Genomic DNA, 21,156 nt, shown 5'->3' with positions numbered 1-21,156 from the left:
CCTGAATGTATATCCAGTACTCGATGTAACAATGGAATGTTTGCTGAACAATCTGGAAAGAATATCCCAGTGCATGACATCCGTGGTACGGAGTCATCGTTTTGTGGTTATAATGTCGCGAAGTGAGTTCCTCACACCCCAAACTGTGGTTTCAACCACGACATACATCATCAGGAGAATCCACATGGCCAGCAGAGGCGTAAACAAAGTTATTCTCGTCGGTAATCTGGGACAAGACCCGGAAGTCCGCTACATGCCTAACGGCGGCGCGGTTGCCAACATCACCCTGGCAACCTCTGAAAGCTGGCGTGACAAAGCCACCGGCGAGCAGAAAGAAAAAACGGAATGGCACCGTGTGGTGTTGTTCGGCAAATTAGCGGAAGTCGCGGGCGAATACCTGAAGAAAGGTTCTCAGGTTTACATCGAAGGTGCACTGCAAACCCGTAAATGGACCGATCAGGCTGGCGTTGAAAAATACACCACCGAAGTCGTCGTTAACGTGGGCGGCACCATGCAGATGCTCGGCGGTCGTACCGGCGGCGGCGCACCAGCAGGTGGCGGTCAGCCATCCGCAGGCGGCCAGCAGGGCGGTTGGGGTCAGCCTCAGCAGCCACAAGGCGGCAACCAGTTCAGCGGCGGCCAGCAGGCTCGTCCGGCTGCGCAAAACAACGCGCCAGCACAGAACAACGAACCACCAATGGATTTCGACGACGATATCCCGTTCTGATAAGTTGCCTTCGGGCATCAATGTCAGACATCGCGTCAGAAAAACAAAAAGCCCCGAAAGGGGCTTTTTGCTGTCCGGCATTCAGGAATTTCTCATCCTTCAAACTTTCCCCACCGCCCCAAACACTAATCTGCCCTGATGGAATGTCGCTTTCACCTCTGACACCCGCGCGACCGCTTCGGCGGAGCAGCTGGCATCGACCAGGATCATCTCGGCGTTATCGTTCACTGCAGGCCACTGGCGTTTGCCGCTGTCGTCGAGTGGCAGGATGTTGCCGGTGGCGATGGCGAGAGAGCGTGTCAGGCCGAATTCGTCGGAATTGCCATAGAGCTGGGCGTAGAGGCTGGCTTTTTCCAGCATGCTGCCGGTGCCGAACGGCGACCAGTGGTCGATCACACTGTCGGTGCCGGTCATCACGAAAACCCCATTCTGGCTGAGCTGCGGCAGCGGCATGTTCAGTTTGCCCAGCGGAATAGTGGAGGCGACGGTGAACTGCTGCTGTGACAGTCCGGCGATCACTTCTTCAAGTTCCTCACCCTGCATCATCGCCAGCGCGAAACCGTGGCTGAGCGTCACTTTGACTTTCAGCTGCGGGTTTTTCTCCACAGTCTGAATCATGTATTTGACCGCGGCAATCCCGGCGGGGGTGGTTTCATGCAGATGAATATCCACGCCTTTGTGGGTATCCAGTGCAATCTGGAACATCGCATCGAGCGATTTTTCCATTGCGCCGTCTACGTTGGTTGGATCCAGCCCGCCGACGTACTGCACGCCCATTTGCATCGCTTCGCGCATCAGACCGTCGACTTTCGAATGCAGTAAACCGTGTTGCGGGAATGCCACAATTTCACAGCTGAAATCCTGCTGATGTTTTTCCAGCGCGATTTTCAGATGCTCAAGGCTTTTCAGGCCGCTGACAGGGTCGATATTGCAGTGGCTGCGCGCCATGGTGGTACCTTTGGAATGCAAAAGACCAATGATCGCTTCGGCATGTTCCACCGACGTCGGCAACAGTTGCGGGATCAGCACCTGTTCGCGGGCAATCATGTCCATGATGGTTTTGCCTTTACGCGGGCGCGGTGCTTCCCATTTGCCGCCGTAAAAGGTCTTGTCGAGGTGGATATGCATGTCACGCGTGGCAGGCAGCAGGAGTAATCCCCGCGCATCAAAGGCAGGTAAGGTGCCCGCCGGTGCGTCTTTTGCAGGCTGAATCGTCACGATTTTGCCGTTGTTGATTTCCAGATTGTACAACCCGGTTTGGGTGGCAATAACGATATCGCCTTCGCGCTCAAAACCCTCTTCCAGCCGGACATTGCGCAGCTGGTAGTGCGGCGCAGAAATGGCGTTGATCTGACTGGCATCGTCACATTTTTCGGCCATCGCGCCTGCTTTAAAGGGTGCGGCTGATGCGATGCCGGAGGCCATCCCTGCGGTGAGCAGCGCGCCGGTGGCGGTGATTTTGGCGCTATGAGAGAGAAAGTTTCTGCGGCTTTGTTGCTGAGGATTTTGCACGTCGAATTCCTTAATCATGATGCGGGAGGATGCTGTTTCCCTTTCACCCTAAAAGATATCGCCGGTTCCGGCTGCGATTTTTCCCACTGCCTGCCAGTGGGAAACGTAATGGCTAACTGAGCTGACAAAAATCCTTTAATTTTCCGGCCAATGCGATTTGTGCAGGCGTCGCGTCGGGGCGGTAAAACAGTGCCAGTTCGACGTTATCCACCTGCGGCAATCCGCTTTCGGTGCCCAAAATCCGGTGCTCCGGCAGACGGCAACTGGCGGGCAATAAAGTGACGCCCAGCCCGGCAGCACTGGCGGCGACCAGCGCGGCGAGGCTGGCACTGCTGTAACTGATGCGCCAGCTGCGTCCGAGGGAATCCAGCGCCTGACACAGTTCTTCGCGATACAACCCGTTGAGCGGGAACAGCACCAGCGGGATCGGATCCCGTTCAAACGCCGGAAACGCGGCGCTGTCGAGCCACAGCATCGGCTCGGGACGCGAGGCATTGGCTTTCTCGCCGGTCAGCTGCTTCACCAGAATGATGTCCAGCATGTCCTGTTGCCAGGCGCGACGCAGTTCGTGGCTCAGGCCGCTGGTGACGTCGAGGCGGATATGCGGATGGGCGCGGCTGAACTGTGCCAGCAACGAGGTAGTCGCTGCCGCAAAATCTTCCGGCACGCCAAGACGCACCACGCCGTCCGGCCACTGGTCATTCAGCGCATCGTGTGCTTCACCGTTGAGCGCGATGATCCGCCGCGCATAACCGAGCAGCCGTTCGCCTTCTTCGGTGAGCTGCACCTGATGTGAGGTGCGTTCCAGCAGGGATTTGCCCAGCGCTTCTTCCAGCCTGCGGATTTGCTGACTGACCGTCGATTGCGACAGATACACGCGGTCGGCGGCGCGGGTAAAACTGCCGGTTTCGCAGACGGCGACAAAACTGAGTAATTACTGCGGGCTGAACATCGGATAGCGATTCATTTTATAAATACTTATGTTTAACGTATTCGAAATATCAATACTACCCAGAGTACCAACCTTCGCGCCCGCGCACCAGACTGGCTCATTGCACGGTGAATTATCCACTTCTGCTCCAAAAGAACGCCTTGTTTTAGGGCATCGCTCCCGCGCTCCGGCAGTTTCTGATTTCACTTAAGATTGTATACAAGGCTCCGGCGGCAAATTGTCTTTCTGGTACAGAAATTGCTTTTCCCCTGTATGACTCAGGGGAGAAAAATATGAAAGCGATCGTGATTGGTGGCGGTATTGGCGGTGCGTGTGCGGCGATTGCGCTGAAGCGTTTTGGCATTGAAACGGCTGTATACGAGGCGGTGAAGGAGATCAAACCGGTGGGCGCGGCGATTTCCATCTGGCCGAACGGCGTGAAGTGCCTGAATTATCTGGGTATGAAAGACGCGCTGCGTGAACTTGGCGGCAACATGCGTTTTATGGCCTACAAAGAATATCAGCAGGGTCAGACCATGACGCGTTTCAGTATGGATCCGCTGATCCAAAGCGTTGGCGAACAGCCGTATCCGGTGGCGCGCGCAGAACTTCAGTCAATGCTGCTCGATACTTATGGTCGTGATCAGGTGCAGTTCGGCAAACGCGTCACGCACGTTGAAGAATCCGCCGACAGCGTCACTGCCTGGTTTGACGACGGCACGTCTGCGACCGGCGATTTACTGATCGCCGCCGACGGCACCCATTCTATTATCCGCCAGCATGTGCTGGGTTATGCGACGGAACGCCGCTACGCCGGTTACGTCAATTGGAACGGGCTGGTTGAAATCGACGAAAGCATCGCGCCTGCCGATCAGTGGACGACGTTTGTCGGCGAAGGCAAACGCGTTTCACTGATGCCGGTGAGCGGCAACCGTTTCTATTTCTTCTTTGATGTGCCACTGCCGAAAGGTTTGCCGCAGGATCGCACCACCGTGCGCGACGATTTGCAGGGCTACTTTGCAGGCTGGGCAGAACCGGTGCAGAAGCTGATCAGCCAGATTGAGCCGCAGACCACCAACCGCGTCGAAATCCACGACATTGAGCCCTTTATGCAACTGGTCAAAGGCCGGATTGCGCTGCTCGGCGACTCCGGCCACAGCACCACGCCGGATATCGGGCAGGGCGGGTGCGCGGCGATGGAAGATGCGGTGGTGCTGGCCAATATGCTGCAAACCAATTCATTAGGCATTGAAGATGCGCTGCTGCGGTATCAGGAAAAACGCGCGTATCGCGTGAAGGATTTGGTGCTGAAAGCGCGTAAACGCTGCGATGTGACCCACGGCAAAGAAATGGCCGTCACTGAACAATGGTACGAAGATTTGAAAACTGAAACCGGCGAACGCATTCTTTCCGGTATGTGCGAAACCATTCTGGGTGGCCCGCTGGAATAGCCATTTACTCACAGGAAATAACTCTTTACATATCCTTAAAGTTTCCTGTGTTTTTGCCGAAAATAGCATCAGAAGGATCAGGGTATCCACTGGCGCTGTGACGCAAAAACATAGGGACTCATCAGGATGACAGTTATCTCTGCGACAGGTAATCAGGCGCTTAATACGCTGGTTACCGCCACCAAAACCACGGCTACGCTCACTTCTGCGACCAGCCAGCAACAGGTTTCAGCAACGCAATCCACTGCGGTGAACATCGGCCAGACGGACACCACGTCGCCGGTTTACGCTATCACCAAACCGGCACTGGTCTGGGAACGTTCTTCCGGCGACCTGATGTCTTCAAAGCTCGCGTCGAACTTCAGTAACGCCGGTAACGCGGCGCGTTTTACCGGGCTCGGTGCGGCGCTGCTTGAGCGTTTCACTACCGATACAAGCAGTTATTCGCAATCGGTGATGAAACAAACTTCAGCTCAGTCAGCCAGTTCAGCGGGCAACGTCGCCGCCCAAAATCAGCTCCATACCAAAGCCGATAACCAGATAAGCCTGAGCATTAAAACCGCCAGCGGCGCGCTGGTGGATATTACACTCGGCAGTGATGATGACGGTCTGGGCGTGCAGGTGAATGTCAGCAAAGGCACGCTCAGCGATGCCGACCGCAGAGCTCTGGCCGGGCTGGCAGAAGGTTTTCAGAAAGCGATTGATGGCCTGACCGCGCAGCCGCCGAAGCTGGATCTGAGTGGCCTGACGAAATTTGATACCTCTGTGCTGTCGTCCGTGGATTTACACGCCACGCTCGGCACCACCAATACCCAGACGCTGGATTTCCATGCGGATGCGAATACGCGTTCCGTGAAATCGACCGGTATCGCCGGTACGGTGGATATCAGCGTGGACATGAGCAAACGCGCACTGCTGGGCACTGAAAGTCAGCAGAAACAGGCGCTGAACAGTTATCTGAAGCAAATTAACAGTGCGGGGAATCGCGGGAATGCTGACGATTCGCTGATGGCAATGTTCAAAGATGCCTTTACCGCGCTGAACAGCAATTACGGCGATACGGAGACGACCTATAAAAGCCGGGGCCCTGAGCCGGTGTATTTCTCGCTGACCAAAACCGATAAAAACATGATGACCGGACTGGCGGATTTCACGGCGTCCATTTCGCAAACGCCGGTCGATTCCACCAATCCGATGCGCCCGGACGAAACCGATACGTTCTCCTATCAGCTTTCACAAGCCAGCACCATTACCGGCACAGGAACGCAGGATCGCAACATCTCGCAGAAACAGCAGTCACATCTGGTCGCCAGTTATCATCAGTCGCTGACGCAGGGTTTGCAGCTGAACCTGACCAGTGACCGCAACTCACAGAATTACCTGTATTATCAGATTGATGATAAGTCAGAAAGCACGACCTCCATGCAGTATCACAAAGGGGCGCTGGTCAGTGCGTCGGTCGATCAGTCTGCCAGCCACTTAACGCATATTCAGAAATATGTGAAAGGCGCGCTGGAGTCGGATACCACTACGCCGGAATCCGTGTCGAAAACCACTAATCTGCTCGGCAAGCTGCAATCCGCCTGGGAAAATGACGCTCCGCGGATGTCATTCCAGGATTACCTGAATCATCAGACATTGCCGGATCTCAGCCCTCTGGTACTGATGGAATCTGATCCCACGCAGCTCAAAAACCGGTTTTAATAAGCGCAGATAAAACGAAACAGCCTCTTCTGAGGCTGTATTTTTATGGTTTTATGGCAGGCTTACATTTCGAACTTTGTGCCTTTTACCACGATGTCATCAAATTGCAGATGATGCATAAACTCTCGCAAAATCAGCAGGGTGGCGGCGAAATCATTGCCGTCAGGTATGCCTTCGAAATGGGCAGGACGGCCATTAATCACCAGCGCCAGACGGTCGAAAGTACGCTCCACGGCGTCGAGTGATAAGGTCATCACTTCGTTTTCAGCCTCACCGGCAATGCGGGCCAGCGCGCGGATATCATTATCCGTACTGAATAATCTGGCGCCCGGCGGAATATCATGGCGGATGCGGATCACTTCGTCCTCGACCACCATAATGGCGGTTTCCATTTCATCCGGCGTCGGCGGCGAATGGCGGAAATAGCCGACGGAGGTCAGCTGTGAGCCGAGTGTCAGGAGTAAATTTTTATCTTCGTTATCATCATTTCGGACGATAACCCGCGTTTCTTCGCTGCCGATATGCAGCAATACAGCAGGTGTGGTCATCGGCGTCTCCCCATCGTTAGCATTCTGTTTTACTCCCCGACAGCAGGATCAGGCAATCCTTGCACAGTATTGGTCTATCTGAGATTTGCGCACAAGTCTTAGCATGAAAGCTCATTCACCGGAGGCATTCATGAAACAGATTAATCAAATCTATATTAATGGCGAATTCGTCACCCCGCACGGCAATGAAATGATGAACCTGATTAATCCTGTGACCGAGCAGGTTGCGGCGCAGGTTCGTCTGGCCGATGAAACCGATACCCGTCAGGCGATTGCTGCCGCCAAAGCCGCATACGCGACATTCTCGCGTACCTCAAAAGCGCAGCGTATTCAGTATTTGCAGCAATTACATGATGCGGTGCTGGCGCGGGCGGATGAGCTGGAAGTGGTAATGAGCGCAGAATATGGCGGGTCACTGGCGATGGTTCAGGGCACCGTTGCGCGGTCTTCCGGCGCTTTTTTACAGGCGATAAAACTGCTTAATGAATACGACTTTGTGCGCCAGATTGGCCGGGCAAAAGTGGTGATGGAACCACTCGGCGTGGTCGGGCTGATTACGCCGTGGAATGCGAATTACGGTTTCATCTGCAATAAAATGGCCACCGCTCTGGCGGCGGGCAGCACGGTGGTGATCAAGCCCAGCGAGCTGAGCGCGGGACAAACACAGTTGCTGACCGAATGCCTGCACGCCGCAGGATTACCGGCGGGCGTATTTAATATCGTCACCGGTCGCGGCGATGTGGTGGGCGCCGAAATGACCCGCCATCCGGATATCGCCAAAATCTCGTTTACCGGTTCGACGCTGGTCGGCAAAACCATTGCCCGCGACGCGGTTGATACCCTGAAACGCGTCACGCTGGAACTCGGCGGCAAGTCGCCAAATATTTTGCTGCCGGATGCCGATCTCGCGAAAGCCATTCCGCTGGCGCTGGCGGTTGGCACCATGAATAACGGTCAGGCATGTATCGCCGGAACGCGTCTGCTGGTGCCGCAGGAACGTCTCGAAGAAGTGAAAACGCAGTTGTTGCAGGCAGTGGCGAATGTGAAAGTCGGCGACCCGACGCAGGCTGATACGCAAATCGGCCCGCTGGTGACTGCCAAACAATACGCCCGTGTGCAGAATTATATTCGTCTGGGCATTGAGGAAGGTGCGGAACTGCTGTGCGGCGGCGAAGGGCGGCCGGAAGGATTAGACAGCGGTTATTTCGTCAAACCGACAGTATTTGTCAACGTCACACCGGATATGACTATCGCCCGCGAAGAGATTTTCGGACCGGTGCTTTCGGTGCTGACCTACTGCACTGTCGAAGAGGCGGTGCAGATGGCGAACAATACGGTGTACGGCTTGCAGGCGTATGTCAGCGGGGAAAACCGTCAGCAGGCGCGTGAGGTCGCGGCGCAGATTATTGCCGGACGGGTGTTCGTCAACGGCATGTATGACGAACCTGATGCGCCGTTCGGCGGCTTCAAACAATCCGGTTTAGGGCGCGAATTTGGCACTTACGGGCTGGAAGCGTATCTTGAGCCGAAGACCCTGATCGACGATGAGTGAGGCGCGATGACTTCAATGACGTCCATGATTTCCCTGAGCGCGCGCGTGTTGCGCGCTTTTTCCCTGCTACCGCCGGAAGAGAATTCCTGCCCGACGGCGCTCCCGTGGCTGTCTTTTATCCGTTTCACCCATCCGACCGCGCTCAATAAAGGCATGCTGGAACCGTCAATGTGCCTGATTTTACAGGGACAGAAAAAGGTGCTGATTGGCACTGACGTGGTGGAGTACGGCGCGGGCAGTTATCTGCTTTCCGCCATCGACATGCCGGTTTCCGGGCTGGTGACGCAGGCATCGGAAGATCATCCGTATCTGGGGATCCGTATCGATCTGGATCTGAAAGAGATGGCGGATCTGATGATCGACATGCAGCTCGATCAGCGGCTGATCCCTAAATCTGGCAGCGCGACTTATGTGGCGAAATCGGATAATTATCTGGCGGATGCTTTTTTGCGGCTGGTGACGATGCTGGATATTCCGCAGGACTTGCAGGCGCTAGGCCAGCTGGTGAAAAAAGAGATTTTCTACCGGCTGATCACCGCGCCGGAAGGCGGTCATTTTTATCAGCATCTGCTGTCGTATTATCAGGGGAAGGGCGTCAGCGAGGCGATTCAGTGGATCAAAGCCAATTTTGCTCATCCGCTGCGTATGGACGAACTGGCGAAAACGGTCGGCATGAGCGTTTCCAATCTGCATCACCGTTTTAAAGCGCTCACGGTGATGAGCCCGCTGCAATACCAGAAACAAATCCGTCTGCTCGAGGCGCGGCGTCTGTTGCTGAGCGGCAATATCGACGCCGCGACGGCGGCATTTCGGGTTGGCTATGAAAGCCCGTCGCAATTTAACCGTGAATACCGCCGGTCGTTTGGCGCGCCGCCGTTGCAGGATATCGGTCAGCTGCGCCAGCAGGGCGTCACGCTGTAAGCGGATGCGGATCCCGTCGCGCAAACTCTTTCACCATCCAGTCGATAAACACCCGCACGCGTGGTGAAAGCTGGCGGTTACGCGGGTAAAGAAGGGAAACCGGCAGTGAACCGGCCGGATAATCCGCCAGAATTTGCACCAGACTTCCCTGCGCCAGATCCTCCAGCAGACCGTAATGCGGCACCTGAATAATCCCCATTCCGCGCCGCGCCGCCTCTTTCATGCTTTCCGCGCCGTTGACCGATAAACTGGTCGGCAGCAGAATTTCACGCGTTTTGCCCTGCGTCTGAAAAACCAGCGGCAACAGGCCGCCGGTGGCGCTGGAACGAAAACCAATCATCCGGTGACCGGTGAGATCGTCGGGCGCTTTTGGCGTCCCGAAGCGTTGTAAATAATCCGGGCTGGCGCAGGTGATTTCCGGCAGCGTACCGAGCGCACGCGCCACCATATCGCTGTCTTTCAGCTCTCCGGCGCGGATCACGCAATCTATCCCTTCGCGCACCAAATCCACAAGCCGGTCGCCTTCGCTCATGTAAAACTCAATGTCAGGATACTGCGCCAGAAAATCCGGCAGACCGGGCAGCAGAAAATGCCGCGCCATTGAACCGTGCACATCCACCCGCAACAGCCCTTTGGGCTGCGCACCGGCAAAGGCCATTTCGGCATCTTCCACATCCGCCAGAATGCGCAGACAGCGCTGGTAATAGGCTTCGCCATCCAGCGTCGGGCTGACGTGACGGGTGGTGCGTTGCAAAAGCCGGATGTTCAGCCGGGTTTCCAGCTGCTTTATCGCATCAGTGACGGTCGAACGTTTCAGGTTCAGCGCCTGCGCGGCCTGCGTAAAGCTGCGCAGTTCCACCACGCGGGTGAACAGCTGCATGCTGTCGAGTTTATCCATGATGATTGTTCGCCTTTTCCGGATAGTGATAACGAATATCAGGGAATTATCCGGCGGCGTCAATCGGCTACTCTTTCTTCATCGACAACAGATCCGAAGCACTGAAAAAAGGAAACGCATCATGACTTCATCCAAACAGAAAGTCGCGCTGGTCACCGGCGCATCACGCGGTATTGGTGCCGCCATCGCAGAACGTCTGGCGCGCGACGGTTTCACCGTGATCGTCAACTATTCACGCGGTGCGGCAGAAGCCGACGCGGTGGTCAGTAAAATCGAGCAGGCTGGCGGCAAAGCCATCAGCGCGCAGGCGGATATCAGCGACGCAGCCGCGGTCAGCCGGATGTTTGCCAGCGCGGAACAGGCGTTTGGCGGCGTGGATGTACTGGTGAATAATGCGGGCATTATGACGCTTTCGGCCATTGCGGATACCGATGATGCGGCATTTGATCGCCTCATCGACATCAACCTGAAAGGCACTTTCAACACGCTGCGTGAAGCGGCGAAACATCTGCACAACGGCGGGCGTATCATCAATTTCTCATCGACTGTCGTCGGTTTATACCAGCCGACATACGGCGTGTATGCCGCGACCAAAGCCGCTGTCGAAGCACTGAGCCGCGTGCTGACCAAAGAAATGCGCGGACGCCAGATAACCGTCAACACCGTGGCTCCCGGCCCGACGGCAACGGATTTATTCCTCAACGGCAAATCGGATCAACTGATCGAAACCATTGCCAAAACCTCACCGCTTGAACGCCTCGGCCAGCCGGAAGATATCGCCTCCGTCGTCGCGTTCCTCGCCGGTCCCGATGGCGCCTGGGTTAACGGCCAGACGCTGAAGGCGAATGGCGGGATTATTTAAGCGGTTGTGATCACGCGTATTGCGCTTCACCGTTGCCGAAGGACCAGTTCTCTTTCGGCACTTCGACCAGGCTGATGAATACATCTTCTAAGCGTAAACCGACTTTTTCGTGCAGTCCGTAGGCTACGGCGTGATAGAACGCTTTTTTCATGTCTGTCGTGCGACCCGCATTGAGCGTTATCTGTATGACAATGCAGTTCGGGCTGCGCTGGATATCCAGATAGTCCGGTGAAATCATCATTTCTGCCGGAGAGTGTTCGGAGATGACAATAAACTTGTCGTTTTCCGGTACGTTCAGCGTGGATCGCATGGCGTCGTAGACCACATCGCCGACGGTTTTTCGGTAGGTTTCGGGTTTTCCTTCGACCATATCAATACGTACAAAAGGCATTTTATTCTCCTCGTTATTTTCTGTAGGGCGCGCATCTCTCAGGATGCGGCCTTTCAGGTATGCAACACGAGGAGCCGGTCTGTCGAGCGATTTTTTGTACGTACCGGTAACCCGCCTTACGCCACTGCGGTTTTGCGCCTGAACATCTCCAGCCAGGCCGGACGACAGAACATCACCAGATTCCCGAGCAGGATCAGCGCCAGCCCGATAACTGCATTGGCGTGCCACTGATAACCTTCATAAAACGTGGAAACCGTCAGCGCGACCAGCGGGAAAAGCAGCGTGCTGTAGGCGGCCTGACTGGCACCGATACGCCCGACCAGCGTGAAGTAAATACCGAAAGCCAGCACTGAACCAAACACCGAAAGATAGACCAGCGAGCCGAGATATTGCGTCGTGAGGTCGATGGCGAAAGACGCACCCTGCGCCAGACTCAGCGCGCCCATCACTGCGGTGCCGTAAAACATCGCGTACGTATTAGTGGAAAGCACGTCCAGTCCGTGACGCTGATGGCGCGAGCTGATCATATTGCCGAGCGAGAAACCGTAGGTACCGAGCAGGCTCAGACCGATACCTTTGAGCAGTTCCGGCGCGATATGCGCGGCGCTGAGATCATGCCAGAACAGTGTGATAATTCCTGCCAGCCCGAGAACGGAGGCCGGAATAACCGCCGGTGCGAGTTTCTGGCGGAAAAACAGCATGCCGTTGAATGCATTAAACAGCACGGCCATTGAGAAAATCACCGATTCAAGCCCGCTGGTGATGTAGGCCGCTGCGTGATAGAAGCAGTAAAAATTGAAGCAAAAAACACAGCAACCCTGAACCATGCAGAACAGGTGATCTTTCAGCGCCAGACGGCGTAACCGGCGCGTTGCCAGCAATGCCATCAGCATAATCACTGCTGCCAGCAGGAAACGGTAGAAAATTGACACCGTCACCGGCACGTCGCCCTGTTGCAGGTAAATCGCAAACCAGGTGGTGCCCCAGATAATAATCACCAGGATATAAAGCAAAGCGTTCATCGTTTCTCTCACTCAAAAAGTATTGGCTGAAAGAAGTGTGCCGCAACGCGAGATTGCAGGCTTTCAGCGACTTGCACGGAGTTGCATATTCTTGCGCATTTTTTTGTCTCTGAGGGCAGCAAAATGTGGCTCTGGGGCGGGGAAAAACCGTAAACTGAAGCTCTTCTTTCCTCCACACGGGAATGCCATGACTAAGGTTTATCAGGCTTTCGAAACGCTGCGTCAGCACAAAGCGGTTCTGCATGACAGTGTGGAGCTGGGTTCCGGTATTCAGCTGGCGGCATGGTCGAACAAAAATGACATCGTGAATCAGGAAAGTGCCGATCACCATACGCTGAGCCTGTACGTCGCCAACGGTTACGAGTGTTATCACAAAACCCGTGGCGGCTGGCGCAACGGCGGCGGGCCGGATCGCTTTTGTCTGATGCCCAAAGGCAGTATGTCGAGCTGGGATGTGCGCGACGATCTGTCGTTTGTGCATCTGTATTCTTCTGATGAACATCTGCGCCATCTCGTCGAGCAGACCTGGGATCGCAGCCCGGCGGCGATTGAGCTGGAAGAACGCACGTTTGAAGAAGATCCGCAGATTACGCTGCTGTATCGCCACTTCTTGCTCAACAATCAGTGGCAGGAAAACAGCAATCAGCTGATGCTGAGCAGCGCGGCTAATTTGCTGCTGGCGCATCTGGTCAAAAATTATACCCATCTGCAATGGGCGCTGCCGACGGTGCGCGGCGGGCTGGCTCCGCATATTCTCAATCGCGTGAAAGATTATATTCATACCCATCTGGCGGAGCCTTTACTGTTGCCGGAACTGGCCGCGCTGGCACAACTCAGCGAATTCCATTTTGCCCGTATGTTCAAGCAAAGCATGGGCATGGCGCCGCATCAGTACGTAATGAACGCCCGGCTGATCCGCGCGGAAAATCTGCTGAAAACCAGCTCGCTGGACATTACCGCCATCGCGCTGGCGTGCGGATTCAGTTCCACCAGCCATTTCAGTAACCGCTTTAAATCCGTCCGTGGCATGACGCCTTCATCGCTGCGCGGCGGCATTATCGTCTGATTTTCATTTCCCGTTAAAAGCCCTCTTCCTGTCCGTGTAATTCCAGTGCTAAGTTAATGGAAACTCACTTTATTCAGAGAAAACCATGCTGACCCGGGCACCTGTTATTGAAACCGAACGTCTGATTTTACGCGCCCATCACGTTGATGATTTTGAACATATTGCCGCGCAATGGGCCGATCCGGCGATAGTAAAATATATCGGCGGCACACCGTCGACCCGCGAAGCCAGCTGGAGTCGTCTGCTGCGTTATCCCGGTCACTGGCAGATGCTGGGATTTGGTTACTGGATTGTGTTCGAAAAAAACGACGGCGCAGAAGGCACGTTTGTCGGTGAAATCGGTCTGGCGGATTATCAGCGCGACATCACGCCGTCGCTGAATGGCATGGCGGAAATGGGCTGGGTGGTTTCTCCGTCATTTCATGGCAAAGGCTATGCCTCTGAAGCCGCGCAGGCGGTGATCCGCTGGGCTGAAAAAAATCTGGATCGTCAGCTATGCTGCATTATTGCGCCGGAACATCAGGTTTCCATTCGTCTGGCGGAAAAATGTGGTTTCGTGGCGAAAACCGACACCACTTATCACGGCTCAGCCACGCGGATTTTTGTGCGCCCGTCGTGACAGGCCATCTGTGCTCCACTTAACAGGGGAAATCATGCTGAAGATTCTGGGTAAATCACCGTCGATCAATGTGCGTAAAGTGTTGTGGACCTGCCACGAGCTGGGGCTGGATTACGAGCAGGATCAGTTTGGCGCAGGTTTTCAGTCCACGCAGACAGCGGATTTTAAAGCGCTGAACCCGAACGCGATGGTGCCGGTGGTGCTCGATGGCGAGTTCGTGTTGTGGGAATCCAACGTGATTTGCCGGTATCTGGCGGCGCGGGAAGGGCGTGAGGATTTGCTGTCATCCGACCCGAAACGCCGTGCGCTAACGGAACAGTGGATGGACTGGCAGGCCGGTGAGCTGAATAATTCCTGGCGCTATGCGTTTCCGGCGCTGGCGCGCAACAGTCCGCAACATCAGGATCCGGCACTGATTGATGCCGGTGTCAGCGAATGGAACCGCCATATGCAGATGCTGGAAGAACAGCTGCAGCGCAGCGGTGATTACGTGCTGGGCGATAATTTTACGCTGGCAGATATTCCGCTCGGGCTGGCGGTGAACCGCTGGTCGATGACGCCGATGCCACGTCCGGCGTTACCGGCAGTGAGCGCGTATTATGACAGGCTGAATCAGCGCGAAGGTTTTCGTCAGTATGGCCGTAACGGTCTGGTCTGATCCCCGTCATCCTTCACGCTGCCTCTGCGTTGGCTGCCTTCATTTACCCCGGTCACTTACTTATGTAAGCTCCCGGGGATTCATTCAGTTGCCGCCTTGATGCAACGTGAATGATTTAGGGGGGGAATATTTAACAGCCGTTGGTTTATTTAAAATCCACCCGCATCAGTTCACTGATAGATTGTCCCCGCGTAGAGGAAACACATTTATCAATATAACTTTTAAACGCGGCTGGCTTTGGAATGCCCATATTCAATAATCGTGAATTATCAAATTTCACGTTTAATTGTGCAAAGCCGCCGTAGAGTTTAATGGCGCGTAAAATGATTTTGTCATTACACGGTCCAAGCACATCTTTAAATTGCTTACGGATGCCGGTGAATTCCTGATAACTGATTTGCTCATATTCACTGATAATACGCGGCGCATTATTCGCTTTAGCCACGGACGTATCAATTTCATGGAATGGCGTACACATCTCTTCGCCGGAAGAAATATGATAAAAATTATGGCTGAGTTCGGTTTCCAGACATAATTTTGCCAGCACCATCGCGCAATAATCTACCGGAATAACATCCACCTGGTCGTCAAGCGTGCAGGTAAATTTCTTCAGTTTTATCGCCATCATAAAGACCCAGAAAATGCTGCTCGAAGGCTGGCAGCCATGCTGGGTATGGCCGACGATAATCGACGGACGGGCGACGACAAACGGCAGTGACGGGCATTCTTCCCGCACCAAATTTTCGATAGCACGCTTGGACGCGGTGTATTGCACCAGGTCTTCGTTCTGCTCGTTATCCGGCATACCTTCATAGAATACGCTGTCTTTATCCGGCATTGAGGCCATCGCCGTGCCGACATGCACAAATCTTTGCAGCCCTTTGACCTGCGCCATACGTTTGGCAAAGACCAGTGAGCCTTCAACATTCACCCTCCACATAGCCGGATTATTACCGAAGGAAGCAATGGCGGCGCAGTTAATGACATGGGTGACATTATCTAAACGCGGATCCAGAATAAAACTTGCTGGTTCAGCTAAATCACCGGTTAATATTGACGCGTCGCTCAGCGCAGAAAGCTGTTCATCACTGAGTTCAAATTTCTTTAAGTTATCGATAATTCTGGCGAGTCCCGTCGCATTATCGTCAGCCCTGACTAAAAGCAATAGTTTATTTTTGGTGGTTAATTGCTGACGCAAAAAATATTCAACGACAGCTCCGCCAACAAAGCCAGTGGCACCGGTAATTAATAAAGTGTTCATAACAGACAACCTGCAGCGGGAAATTAACGGCACAGTACCACCTCAATTCTAAACGCAGCGTATACCGTTTCCTGCCCTTAATAAACGAAGGCTAAACAGCACGAAACGTTCAAGTCAGGGAAAAAGTTCCGATGAAATTAAAATATAATAACTGGCAGGACTTATTTACAGTAAGAAATAATTATCAGGTGTGAAGTAATTAGTTAAGTCAAATTACCGGTGGCGAGGTTCACAGGGAAAACAGCCGCATTGCCCCTCTTCTTTTTTGCGCAGAATGACAATAACCTGTGAGCAGAAAGTATCCACTCCATCGCCACTACGTTAAACTGTACCTCTGAAGGCGGTAAGCGATAAGGATTAAGAAAGGATGACGCGAACGGCGTGTCTGGTGTGTAATGAAGGGAATATTGCGCAGGTCATTCCCTCATGCGCTGAAATAAGGTACAAGGCTGCATGAAAATCCCAAATAGAATCCAACCTCTGGTGGATGACGGCCTGATTGATGATGTGGTCCGTCGACTGAAAAGTGGCAAAGAGGCCGACGTGTACACCGTTTTATGCGGTGAAGAGATACGTTGTGCCAAGGTTTATAAAGAAGCGACGCAGCGTAGCTTCAAACAGGCTGTGCAATATCAGGAAGGCCGTAAAGTCCGTAACACCCGCAACGCGCGTGCGATGCAAAAGGGGTCGAAGTTCGGTCGTAAACAACAGGAAGAGTCCTGGCAGACGGCGGAAGTTGATGCGCTGTTTCGTCTGGCGAATGCCGGTGTGCGCGTGCCGCAGCCTTATATTTGCCTCGATGGCGTGTTGCTGATGGAGCTCATCACCGACGCTGACGGCGTGGTCGCGCCGCGCCTCAGTGATGTCATCCTGAGTGAAGAAGAAGCGGTCGCGGATTTCGAAACCATGATCCGCAATATCGTGCGCATGCTCTGCGCCGGTATCGTTCACGGTGATTTGTCAGAATTTAACGTGCTGATGGACGCTGACGGGCCGGTGATTATCGACCTGCCGCAGGCCGTTGATGCTGCCGCCAATAACCACGCAGAAACGATGTTTGAGCGCGATGTGAATAACATGACTGAGTACTACGGTCAGTTCGCGCCGAAGTTGCTGGAAACGCGTTATGCCAAAGAGATCTGGGCATTGTATGAAGACGGTAAACTGACACCGGAATCACCGCTGACTGGCCTGTTTGCCGAGGATACGCATAAAGCGGATGTGGATTCCCTGCTCGACGAAATCATTGCCGCCGAAGATGAGTATTACGATCGTCAGCGGGCAATGAAGGAACGCGATTTAGATCATTAATTCCTTATTCCGGCATCACCGAATGCTTTCCGCAAAAACCGGCGTTCTGCAAAATATGCTGGCCGGTTTCTGAAAGAATGAATTCTGCCAGCGGTTTCCCTTTTTCGGTGCAGGTGGCCAGCGCGTAGATGGCACGGACATTGTAATCTGCCGGAATATTGAACACTTCCAGCTCATCATTTTCCCGCAACAACGTGGCATAACTGGTATAGCCGATAAACACATCGGCTTGCCCGCTGCAAATCAGCCATTCTGCCGCCAGTTTACCTTCTGGCACTTTTGCTGACTTCTCACCGCCCACCAGCCGTAAGGCTTTATTGCGCAATGCTTCACCGGCACCCGGATGACGACGCTCAATATTTTCAAACATCTGCCAGGTATAGTCGCCGGAAGGATCACTTTTTGGCGTGGATGTCGCCAGCCGGAAACGCGAATCGAGTAACACTTTCAACCAGTTAAGCGTTTCCAGTTCCGGCACTTTACGCGCCGTCACACACAGGCTGTTGCCGCAAAAATTGTCCACTGACAGTGCCTTGCCATGCTGCTGTAAAGCCAGCGGATGCGAAGTATTAGCGCAAGCAAACAGATCGACTCTTTCACCCTGTTCGATGCGTTCACGTAACAGCCCGGCAGGGCCGAACTCCGCATTCACTTTCGTGCCGGTTTTTTCCGTAAAGGCTTCACACAATGGTTGCCATGCCCGGCGCAGGCTACCTGCGGCCAGCACTTTGATTGAATTTGTCATCAGGTCTCCTTGTCACATTGCCTCGATAAAAAACGCCGGGGACGAGGTTATTTCCCCGCGCGCGCCGCGTCTGCCGCGGGTTTAAAATTCGTCCGGTAGAAGCGCTGATAATAAGCGTTAGCCTGTTCTTGCATGTCGATGTCTGCGAATTTTTGCGGATACAGTTTTTTCGCCATCCACAGTTCACCGATCGCCAGCGCTTCGGGCATCGGGTAGCCCCAGGCTTTGGCGTATTCCGGCATCAGATAAACGCGGTGATTTTTAACGGCATCAATACTTTGCCATTTCGGATCACTGTTGATCTGCCCGACCACTTCCGGATATCGGTCCTGGACGAAAATCACCTGCGGATCCCAGGCGATCACCTGTTCCATCGCCACCTGTTTGAATCCTTTCACGGTGGCAGCGGCCACGTTCATCGCACCCGCATGTGACATCATCAGGCCGGTGTATTTACCGGAACCGTATGTGGTTAGATCGGGATTTGCCATGTACGTACGGATGCGCTGTTCAGGCGGAATGTCTTTCAGACGCCCGGCGGTCAGTTTGCGCTCTGAAAAAGTATAGTCGATCAATTCCTGAGCCTGTTTCTGGTGATTAACCACTTCGCCAATCAGCGCGATGCCTTTCTTCAGCCCTTCTGTGTACGCCTTATCTTCATCAGGCAGCACCGGATTCATTTTATGTTCTTCGCCTTTGGGATCATCACGCAGTGAAATCGCGACCACCGCAATGCCGGCCTGGCTGATCTGGTCGATCATTTCCTGCGGCGCATAGTTGGTGACAAAAACCACCTGCGGATGCAGCGCTACCACGCTTTCCAGATTCACGCTGGTCAGGTCGCCCACTTCCGGCGTTTTGGCAAGCTCCGGTGCGAGACGGACATAACCGCTGCCCAGCTGCTTTTGCCAGTTATTCAGCACGCCGACAATGTCTTTGGTGGCATCGAGCTGAACCAACAGATTCAGGGTCTGATGTTGCAGAACGACCACGCGATCCACGTTATCGGGGATCGTGACCTGACGGCCTAACTGATCAGTAATCTGGCGTGAAGCCAAAACGGAAGGGGAGGCAAAGCTCAGGGCCAGCCCGAGCAGGGCGACCGAAGGCAAAAAGCGGGATGATAATGCGCGCACGTATAAATCCTCTGGTTTCGTTGTGCAGAGGATTATATAGAGTTCGCCGTTAAGTGAATATGACCGGTGATAAAGGACCGTTCTTATAAACTGAACGTTATTTACGGCCGTCGAGCAGCATACGCACTGCCAGCCCGCCCAGAACCGCGCCCATGAACCAGCGCTGAAGCACCATCCACAAAGGGCGCCCCGCAAGGAAGACGGCGATATAACCGGCTGACAGGGCGATCAGCGCATTAACCGTCGCACTGATCAGGATTTGCGAGCTTCCTAAAATCAGTGACTGCGTCAGCACATGTCCCTGCCCCGGCACGAGAAATTGCGGCAGTAATGTCAGGTATAACACCGCCACTTTAGGATTCAGCAGACTGGTGACCAGTCCCATGCTGAACAGCTTTTTATTGCTGTCGCGGGGTAAATCTTTGACCTGAAATGGCGAACGACCGCCGGGTTTTACCGCCTGCCACGCCATATACAGCAGATACGCCGCGCCGCCGATGCGCAGGGTGTCGTAAGCGAATGGAACCGCCATCAGCAGCGCGGTAATACCCAGCGCGGCGAACAGCATATAAAACAGAAAGCCCAGCACCACGCCGCCAAGCGAAATCAGGCCTGCCTTTGGCCCCTGACACAGTGAACGCGAAATCAGGTAGATCATGTTCGGGCCGGGCGTTAACACCAGTCCGAGACAAATCAGTAAAAAAGGGATCCAGTGGGCGGCATCAGGCATGGGAATCTCCGGCGAAAAGCAGAAAAGTTAAGCACACAGATATAGAGTGTTTTGCGCTGTTTTGGCAAGCGGCCCGTTGTCATTTTTTATTCATCAAAACCGGTGCATTCTATGTGCGTGAATGTCTCTTGAAACAGAAAACCCTTCAGACTGTAAAAATCAGGATTTATGATGACGAATAGTACAATGCCCGGGCGTCTGGCGATGGCCAGCCAGATTGCGGCGCAGGCGGCTGAACTGGCGCTGAGCTTTTTTAACCGCCGGGACACCATTGAGGTCAGCAGCAAACGCACGCAGGATTTCGTCTCAGAAGCGGATGTGGCGGTCGAGCAGTTTATCCGCGGTCAGCTGGCAGAGCATTTCCCGCACGATGCCATTATCGGTGAGGAACTGGGCGGCGTGCTGACCGACGCGCCTTGCTGGGTGATCGACCCGATTGACGGCACGTCGAATTTCCTGCGCGGTTCGCCGCTGTGGGGCGTATCGCTCGGGCTGGTGGAAAACAAAAAGCCGGTGATAGGTGTCGTGGCGCTGCCGGTATTAAACGACCTGTTTGCAGCGGAATGCGGAAAGGGAATTTTCCATAACGGTAAGCCTTTTAGCCGTGATGACCGGTTTGGTGACGTACAGGTGGTTTCCCTCGGGGACAGTTCCGACGACAAGCTGGATGAAGCGTCGGCATTTTATCAGGGGCTGCGCGCTGCACACTGGTCGGTGCATTGTTATCGCTGCACGACCATAGGCATGGTGTTTGCCGCTAAAGGCATTATAGACGGGCACCTGCAACGTCGCACGACGCTGTGGGATATTGCAGGTGGTACGGTGCTTTGTCAGGAAGCCGGACTGCAAACCGTCGTGAAATTCGCCAAAACGCCGGACGGTATCGAGAATTACCGGCACATGTCGGTCGCAGCCGGAACCCCGAATCTGATGTCTGACATCATGCCGTTATGGCCGGGTTTTGAGCCCAGGTGAACCTCAGTCATTCGAAATAATGCGGCGATACTGCTCTCTCGGCCAGAGAGGGAAAAACCGGGGAAATACGCCGCAGATCATGTTTTTAGCCTGCGCATATAACATGAAAAATTTGTCCGGTAACCCTGGAATTACA

General features: G+C 54.1%; 20 protein-coding genes and 1 pseudogene. 11 read left to right on the top strand and 10 right to left on the bottom strand.

All coding sequences use genetic code 11. The features are described from left to right. Positions 1-184: 184 nt before the first annotated feature. Positions 185-727, top strand: a complete 543-nt coding sequence (locus J1784_RS13410) for a single-stranded DNA-binding protein (RefSeq protein WP_217149632.1) — start codon at positions 185-187, stop codon at positions 725-727. Positions 728-826: 99 nt separating this feature from the next. Here the strand turns inward: J1784_RS13410 and J1784_RS13405 are convergent, their stop codons facing one another. Next, positions 827-2,257: an amidohydrolase family protein gene (locus J1784_RS13405; RefSeq protein WP_217149631.1), complete on the bottom strand. Its 1,431-nt coding sequence runs from the start codon at positions 2,255-2,257 to the stop codon at positions 827-829. Positions 2,258-2,351: 94 nt separating this feature from the next. Further along, a pseudogene (locus tag J1784_RS13400) lies at positions 2,352-3,206 on the bottom strand (LysR family transcriptional regulator). A 257-nt stretch (positions 3,207-3,463) separates the two neighbouring features. Here J1784_RS13400 and hpxO point away from each other — a divergent pair. Next, positions 3,464-4,621, top strand: coding sequence for an FAD-dependent urate hydroxylase HpxO (gene hpxO, locus J1784_RS13395; protein ID WP_217149630.1), 1,158 nt, complete (start codon positions 3,464-3,466; stop codon positions 4,619-4,621). Positions 4,622-4,747: 126 nt separating this feature from the next. Next, on the top strand, positions 4,748-6,325 hold the full coding sequence (locus tag J1784_RS13390; RefSeq protein WP_217149629.1) for a hypothetical protein: 1,578 nt from the start codon (positions 4,748-4,750) through the stop codon (positions 6,323-6,325). Between the two features lie 62 nt (positions 6,326-6,387). Here J1784_RS13390 and J1784_RS13385 read toward each other — a convergent pair whose 3' ends face one another. After that, a complete protein-coding gene (locus J1784_RS13385; protein ID WP_217149628.1) occupies positions 6,388-6,873 on the bottom strand; it encodes a hypothetical protein in 486 nt (161 codons plus the stop codon). Positions 6,874-7,003: 130 nt separating this feature from the next. On the opposite strand from J1784_RS13385, the gene J1784_RS13380 reads away from it, so the two are divergent. Together J1784_RS13380 and J1784_RS13375 are read left to right on the top strand one after the other, a co-directional pair. After that, a complete protein-coding gene (locus J1784_RS13380; protein WP_217149627.1) occupies positions 7,004-8,425 on the top strand; it encodes an aldehyde dehydrogenase family protein in 1,422 nt (473 codons plus the stop codon). A 6-nt stretch (positions 8,426-8,431) separates the two neighbouring features. Then, on the top strand, positions 8,432-9,346 hold the full coding sequence (locus J1784_RS13375) for an AraC family transcriptional regulator (protein ID WP_217149626.1): 915 nt from the start codon (positions 8,432-8,434) through the stop codon (positions 9,344-9,346). Here J1784_RS13375 and J1784_RS13370 read toward each other — a convergent pair. Continuing rightward, entirely contained in the window at positions 9,336-10,244 is a 909-nt protein-coding gene (locus J1784_RS13370; RefSeq protein WP_217149625.1) for a LysR family transcriptional regulator, read from the bottom strand. The two genes, J1784_RS13375 and J1784_RS13370, sit on opposite strands and share 11 nt — an antisense overlap. A gap of 121 nt (positions 10,245-10,365) precedes the next feature. Between J1784_RS13370 and J1784_RS13365 the strand changes: the two genes are divergently transcribed. Then, entirely contained in the window at positions 10,366-11,106 is a 741-nt protein-coding gene (locus tag J1784_RS13365) for an SDR family oxidoreductase (protein ID WP_217149624.1), read from the top strand. A gap of 10 nt (positions 11,107-11,116) precedes the next feature. On the opposite strand, the gene J1784_RS13360 is transcribed toward J1784_RS13365, so the two are convergent. Next, a complete protein-coding gene (locus J1784_RS13360) occupies positions 11,117-11,497 on the bottom strand; it encodes a tautomerase family protein (protein ID WP_217149623.1) in 381 nt (126 codons plus the stop codon). Between the two features lie 116 nt (positions 11,498-11,613). Then, positions 11,614-12,519, bottom strand: coding sequence for a DMT family transporter (locus J1784_RS13355; RefSeq protein WP_217149622.1), 906 nt, complete (start codon positions 12,517-12,519; stop codon positions 11,614-11,616). Positions 12,520-12,706: 187 nt separating this feature from the next. Between J1784_RS13355 and J1784_RS13350 the strand changes: the two genes are divergently transcribed. The 3 genes from J1784_RS13350 (at position 12,707) to J1784_RS13340 (ending at position 14,862) form a co-directional block, all read left to right on the top strand. Further along, positions 12,707-13,585 carry an AraC family transcriptional regulator gene (locus J1784_RS13350; protein ID WP_217149621.1) on the top strand — a complete coding sequence of 293 codons (879 nt, stop codon included), beginning with the start codon at positions 12,707-12,709 and terminating at the stop codon, positions 13,583-13,585. Between the two features lie 85 nt (positions 13,586-13,670). Then, complete coding sequence (locus tag J1784_RS13345; protein WP_217149620.1) at positions 13,671-14,204, top strand: GNAT family N-acetyltransferase; 534 nt, start codon at positions 13,671-13,673, stop codon at positions 14,202-14,204. A gap of 34 nt (positions 14,205-14,238) precedes the next feature. Further along, positions 14,239-14,862: a glutathione S-transferase family protein gene (locus J1784_RS13340; RefSeq protein ID WP_217149619.1), complete on the top strand. Its 624-nt coding sequence runs from the start codon at positions 14,239-14,241 to the stop codon at positions 14,860-14,862. A 145-nt stretch (positions 14,863-15,007) separates the two neighbouring features. Here J1784_RS13340 and J1784_RS13335 read toward each other — a convergent pair whose 3' ends face one another. Further along, positions 15,008-16,123 carry an SDR family oxidoreductase gene (locus tag J1784_RS13335; protein ID WP_217149618.1) on the bottom strand — a complete coding sequence of 372 codons (1,116 nt, stop codon included), beginning with the start codon at positions 16,121-16,123 and terminating at the stop codon, positions 15,008-15,010. A 453-nt stretch (positions 16,124-16,576) separates the two neighbouring features. Between J1784_RS13335 and J1784_RS13330 the strand changes: the two genes are divergently transcribed. Further along, the gene (locus J1784_RS13330) at positions 16,577-17,434 is read left to right on the top strand and encodes a PA4780 family RIO1-like protein kinase (RefSeq protein WP_217149617.1); all 858 of its coding nucleotides are present in this window, start codon (positions 16,577-16,579) and stop codon (positions 17,432-17,434) included. Between the two features lie 4 nt (positions 17,435-17,438). Here the strand turns inward: J1784_RS13330 and modA are convergent, their stop codons facing one another. The 3 genes from modA to J1784_RS13315 form a co-directional block, all read right to left on the bottom strand. After that, positions 17,439-18,179 (bottom strand): molybdate ABC transporter substrate-binding protein, encoded by a 741-nt coding sequence (gene modA / locus J1784_RS13325; RefSeq protein WP_217149616.1) that lies wholly within the window; start codon positions 18,177-18,179, stop codon positions 17,439-17,441. 47 nt (positions 18,180-18,226) lie between these two features. Further along, positions 18,227-19,315, bottom strand: coding sequence for an ABC transporter substrate-binding protein (locus tag J1784_RS13320; RefSeq protein WP_217149615.1), 1,089 nt, complete (start codon positions 19,313-19,315; stop codon positions 18,227-18,229). 97 nt (positions 19,316-19,412) lie between these two features. Further along, the gene (locus J1784_RS13315) at positions 19,413-20,045 is read right to left on the bottom strand and encodes a LysE family translocator (protein ID WP_217149614.1); all 633 of its coding nucleotides are present in this window, start codon (positions 20,043-20,045) and stop codon (positions 19,413-19,415) included. A 171-nt stretch (positions 20,046-20,216) separates the two neighbouring features. Here J1784_RS13315 and J1784_RS13310 point away from each other — a divergent pair, with 171 nt between their 5' ends. Beyond that, on the top strand, positions 20,217-21,020 hold the full coding sequence (locus J1784_RS13310; RefSeq protein WP_217149613.1) for an inositol monophosphatase family protein: 804 nt from the start codon (positions 20,217-20,219) through the stop codon (positions 21,018-21,020). Positions 21,021-21,156 lie beyond the last annotated feature (136 nt).

The sequence above is a fragment of the Rahnella ecdela genome (assembly GCF_019049625.1).
In the GTDB taxonomy this organism is placed as follows: Bacteria; Pseudomonadota; Gammaproteobacteria; order Enterobacterales; family Enterobacteriaceae; genus Rahnella; species Rahnella ecdela.
The sequence above is the reverse complement of the archived record's forward strand: the minus strand, read 5'-3'. Positions and strand labels throughout refer to the sequence as shown.

Bases quoted from the DNA above. Each gene is read 5' to 3' on its own strand.
- J1784_RS13410 (WP_217149632.1), top strand. From the start codon at position 185: ATGGCCAGCAGAGGCGTAAACAAAGTTATTCTCGTCGGTAATCTGGGA.
- J1784_RS13405 (WP_217149631.1), bottom strand. From the start codon at position 2,257: ATGATTAAGGAATTCGACGTGCAAAATCCTCAGCAACAAAGCCGCAGA.
- hpxO (WP_217149630.1), top strand. From the start codon at position 3,464: ATGAAAGCGATCGTGATTGGTGGCGGTATTGGCGGTGCGTGTGCGGCG.
- J1784_RS13390 (WP_217149629.1), top strand. From the start codon at position 4,748: ATGACAGTTATCTCTGCGACAGGTAATCAGGCGCTTAATACGCTGGTT.
- J1784_RS13385 (WP_217149628.1), bottom strand. From the start codon at position 6,873: ATGACCACACCTGCTGTATTGCTGCATATCGGCAGCGAAGAAACGCGG.
- J1784_RS13380 (WP_217149627.1), top strand. From the start codon at position 7,004: ATGAAACAGATTAATCAAATCTATATTAATGGCGAATTCGTCACCCCG.
- J1784_RS13375 (WP_217149626.1), top strand. From the start codon at position 8,432: ATGACTTCAATGACGTCCATGATTTCCCTGAGCGCGCGCGTGTTGCGC.
- J1784_RS13370 (WP_217149625.1), bottom strand. From the start codon at position 10,244: ATGGATAAACTCGACAGCATGCAGCTGTTCACCCGCGTGGTGGAACTG.
- J1784_RS13365 (WP_217149624.1), top strand. From the start codon at position 10,366: ATGACTTCATCCAAACAGAAAGTCGCGCTGGTCACCGGCGCATCACGC.
- J1784_RS13360 (WP_217149623.1), bottom strand. From the start codon at position 11,497: ATGCCTTTTGTACGTATTGATATGGTCGAAGGAAAACCCGAAACCTAC.
- J1784_RS13355 (WP_217149622.1), bottom strand. From the start codon at position 12,519: ATGAACGCTTTGCTTTATATCCTGGTGATTATTATCTGGGGCACCACC.
- J1784_RS13350 (WP_217149621.1), top strand. From the start codon at position 12,707: ATGACTAAGGTTTATCAGGCTTTCGAAACGCTGCGTCAGCACAAAGCG.
- J1784_RS13345 (WP_217149620.1), top strand. From the start codon at position 13,671: ATGCTGACCCGGGCACCTGTTATTGAAACCGAACGTCTGATTTTACGC.
- J1784_RS13340 (WP_217149619.1), top strand. From the start codon at position 14,239: ATGCTGAAGATTCTGGGTAAATCACCGTCGATCAATGTGCGTAAAGTG.
- J1784_RS13335 (WP_217149618.1), bottom strand. From the start codon at position 16,123: ATGAACACTTTATTAATTACCGGTGCCACTGGCTTTGTTGGCGGAGCT.
- J1784_RS13330 (WP_217149617.1), top strand. From the start codon at position 16,577: ATGAAAATCCCAAATAGAATCCAACCTCTGGTGGATGACGGCCTGATT.
- modA (WP_217149616.1), bottom strand. From the start codon at position 18,179: ATGACAAATTCAATCAAAGTGCTGGCCGCAGGTAGCCTGCGCCGGGCA.
- J1784_RS13315 (WP_217149614.1), bottom strand. From the start codon at position 20,045: ATGCCTGATGCCGCCCACTGGATCCCTTTTTTACTGATTTGTCTCGGA.
- J1784_RS13310 (WP_217149613.1), top strand. From the start codon at position 20,217: ATGACGAATAGTACAATGCCCGGGCGTCTGGCGATGGCCAGCCAGATT.